The 3,246-nt window shown below is 67.2% G+C and carries 4 protein-coding genes; 3 read left to right on the forward strand and 1 reads right to left on the reverse strand.

Annotated elements, in window-relative coordinates; all coding sequences use genetic code 11:
- The first annotated feature begins 279 nt into the window (after positions 1 to 279).
- The 3 genes from RWP81_RS15595 (at position 280) to RWP81_RS15605 (ending at position 2,571) form a co-directional block, all read left to right on the forward strand.
- Complete coding sequence (locus RWP81_RS15595; RefSeq protein ID WP_314457639.1) at positions 280 to 873, forward strand: DUF305 domain-containing protein; 594 nt, start codon at positions 280 to 282, stop codon at positions 871 to 873.
- A gap of 132 nt (positions 874 to 1,005) precedes the next feature.
- Complete coding sequence (locus tag RWP81_RS15600) at positions 1,006 to 1,935, forward strand: AEC family transporter (protein ID WP_314457641.1); 930 nt, start codon at positions 1,006 to 1,008, stop codon at positions 1,933 to 1,935.
- Positions 1,936 to 2,019: 84 nt separating this feature from the next.
- Positions 2,020 to 2,571 (forward strand): DUF308 domain-containing protein, encoded by a 552-nt coding sequence (locus RWP81_RS15605; RefSeq protein WP_314457643.1) that lies wholly within the window; start codon positions 2,020 to 2,022, stop codon positions 2,569 to 2,571.
- 55 nt (positions 2,572 to 2,626) lie between these two features.
- Here the strand turns inward: RWP81_RS15605 and RWP81_RS15610 are convergent.
- Positions 2,627 to 3,246: prolyl oligopeptidase family serine peptidase (locus tag RWP81_RS15610; protein ID WP_314457645.1), on the reverse strand; the 620-nt coding region annotated here is incomplete at its 5' end.

The raw sequence follows: 3,246 nt of genomic DNA on the forward strand, positions 1-3,246 counted from the left end.
ACCCCGCGGGCCCGTCACGCCTCGCCGCCCACCCGGCGGCTCGCGTGACGGGCCCGCGGACTTCTCAGCCGAGAACCCCGCCAGGGAAGCTTCGTCGCGGTCCGGTTGTACCGTTCCGGATGAAGTCCCCGATATACCCCTAGGGGGTATATCCTCGTCTCAAGGACCCCCTGGGCGCTCAGGCGCGGGCGACGTCAGGCTCGTGCGCCCGGCACCGCCGCAGAACGTCCCCGGAGCGCAGGCGGGACGCCCATGCCGCGAACGACGAGGAGTACAACCGTGAACACCCGATACGTGGCCGTGGCCGCAGTCCCCCTGGCAGCGATCCTCGCCCTGACGGGCTGCTCCGGTGGTTCCGGATCCATGCCCGGCATGGATCACGGCTCCGCCCCGATGACCACCTCCACGACGGCCGCGTCCGCGTCGGAGTCCGACATCCTGTTCGTCACGACGATGATCCCGCACCACGAGCAAGCCATCGAGATGTCGGACACCCTGCTGTCGAAGACCGGTGTCGACGAGCGCGTCACCGCTCTCGCCGAGCAGATCACGGCAGCGCAGCAGCCCGAGATCGACACCATGAAGGGCTGGTTGTCCGACTGGGGCGTCTCGATGAGCGAGGGAATGAGCGGCATGGATCACGGCGGCATGATGTCGGAGTCGGACATGCAGGCTCTCGCCGCCGCCGACGCGAGCGATGCTGCGCGCCTTTATCTCGAGCAGATGATCGAGCACCACCAGGGCGCGATCGACATGGCGCAGGACGAGATCGACAGCGGTACCGACAGCGAGGTCGTCGCCCTCGCGCGATCGATCGTCGACAGCCAGGCCGCCGAGATCAGCACGATGAAGGAGCTGACGGCCTCGCTCTGAGGCAGCGGGGTCTGCTCGTCACGGCCCGACTCCCGGATCCCGGCCCCGACCGTTCCGGCGGCCGCCCCTCTCCCCCGCTACGCTCGAGGGGATGACTCCCCCACACGCCCGCACCCCTCGAGGGGTCCGCGCATGACGGGCGTGCTCACCGGATTCGCGGTCGTCGGTCTCGCCGTCGTCGTCGGCTACGTGATCGCGCGCATCGACCTCCTCGGCCCCCACGCGCGACACGTGCTGAGCCGTCTCACGTTCTACGTCCTGTCGCCGTTCCTGCTCTTCACCGTGCTGGCGCGCGCTGACGTCGCGACGTTGTTCTCCGCCCTGCTGCCGGTGTCGATGATCACGGCCGCGGTCATCATCGGCGTTTCTGTGCTCATCTCGACGCTGATCCTGCGCCGCCCCGCGGGTGAGACCGTGATCAGTGCGCTGTCGGCGGGACAGGTGAACAGCAACAACATCGGCATCCCGATCTCGCTGTACATGCTCGGCAACGCGGCGTTCTCCGCTCCCGTCATCCTGTTCCAGTTGCTCGTGCTGATGCCGATCGCGCTGTCGATCCTGGATGCCGTGACCTCCGGCTCCCGCAACATCGGGCGCATCCTGCTGCAGACGGCGAAGAACCCGATGCTCATCGCCTCCGCCCTGGGCGTGGGCGTCGCGCTCACCGGTGTCGACCTGCCGCCGATCGTCTTCGATCCGCTGCATCTCATCGCGGGCGCCTGCGTGCCGGTGCTGCTGATGTCGTACGGCATGTCGCTCTACGGGCAACGGGTGCTCACCGAACCCGGCCGCCGCGTCGACGTGGTCATCGGGTCGATACTGAAGCTCCTGGTCATGCCGGCCCTGGCGTGGGGAGTCGCGACGCTGTTCGGTCTGCCCGACGACCAGATCTTCATCGTCGTGGTGCTGGCGGCGCTGCCGACGGCGCAGAACGTGTTCAACTTCGCGCAGCGGTACGGAGTGGGCGAGATCCTCTCGCGCGATGTCGTCTTCATCTCGACACTGGGGTGTCTGCCCGTGCTTTTCACGGTGGCCCTGCTGCTGCAGCACTCCCCCGCGTGACACGGCGTGACCGGGGGTTCGCACCGTCGAACCCTCAGGTCTAGGGTGAGAACTGTTTTCAGCTTTCACTCAGAAAGGCTCGCCATGTCTTCCGCCACCACCTCTAACCCCGCCATCGGAGCCGTGCGCACCGCACTCGGCGTGAGCGGTGTGCTCTCGCTCGTCATCGGCATCCTGATCCTCGTCTGGCCGGGCCGTACCGCCGAGGTGGCCGTCGGGATCCTCTCGGTCTACGTCATCATCGCGGGCCTCGTGAACATCGCGATCGGCCTGTACTGGCGCTCCGGTTGGTCGCGCATCGGGTACATCGTGCTCGGTGTGCTGTTCATCGTCGCGGGCATCTTCTCGTTCGCGAACCTGTCGGCCACGACCGCGTGGTTCGGCGTCTTCATCGGTACCCTCGTCGGCATCCTGTGGATCGTCGAGGGCGTCGTCTCGCTCACCACCGTCGGACACGGTTCGAAGGCGCGGGCCTGGACGATCTTCTTCGCCGTCATCAGCATCCTGGCCGGTGTCGTGCTGCTGTTCTCGCCTTTGCTGGGCGCGGTGACCCTGTTCCTGCTCATCGGGATCTCGCTGGTGATCCTCGGCGTCTTCCAGATCGTCCGCGCGATCCAGTTCGGCAAGGCCGCGTAGAACCTCGAACAGAAGGGGGCCGGATGCCATGGCATCCGGCCCCCCTTCTTTTGTTTCACGCGATCGGCAGGTGCCGGTTCCACCAGTCGAGCACGGCCTCGAAACGCTGCACGCGGTGCTGGGGACGCCCGCCACGGGTGAGTTCGTGGTCCTCACCCGGGAAGATCACCATCTCAGCGTCGACGCCGTTGTGCTTCAGCGCGGCGTAGTAGCGGGTCGCCTGCTCGAGCGGGCAGCGGAAGTCGAGCTCGGAATGCATCACCAGCGTGGGAGTGCGCACCCGGTCGACGACCGCCATCGGACTCTGCGCGGCCATCTGCGCGGGGTCGGTGCCGACATACTCCTGGCCGAAGAACGAGCCGATATCGCTCGACCCGGGGAAGGCGAAGGGGTCGAGGAACCCCCGCTCGACGATCGCGCCCGCGAAGCGGTGATCGTGCGCGATGACCCATGCCGTCATGTACCCGCCGTACGAGCCGCCCATCACGCCCACGCGATCAGGATCCAGGCGCGGGTCGGCCGAGACGACGCCGTCGAAGAAGTCCATGACGTCGAAGAAGTCGAGCGTACCCATGCGCTGTCGGATCGACCGTCCGTGCGCTCGACCGTAGCCGGCGCTGCCGCGCGGATTGCTGTAGACCACGGCGTAGCCCGCGTCGACGAGCACCTGCGTCT

This window comes from uncultured Microbacterium sp., from assembly GCF_963521695.1.
Classification (GTDB): domain Bacteria; phylum Actinomycetota; class Actinomycetes; order Actinomycetales; family Microbacteriaceae; genus Microbacterium.

What these genes read in the sequence shown, in the direction of transcription:
- RWP81_RS15600 (WP_314457641.1), top strand. Translation starts at nt 1,006, where the DNA reads ATGACGGGCGTGCTCACCGGATTCGCGGTCGTCGGTCTCGCCGTCGTC.
- RWP81_RS15605 (WP_314457643.1), top strand. Translation starts at nt 2,020, where the DNA reads ATGTCTTCCGCCACCACCTCTAACCCCGCCATCGGAGCCGTGCGCACC.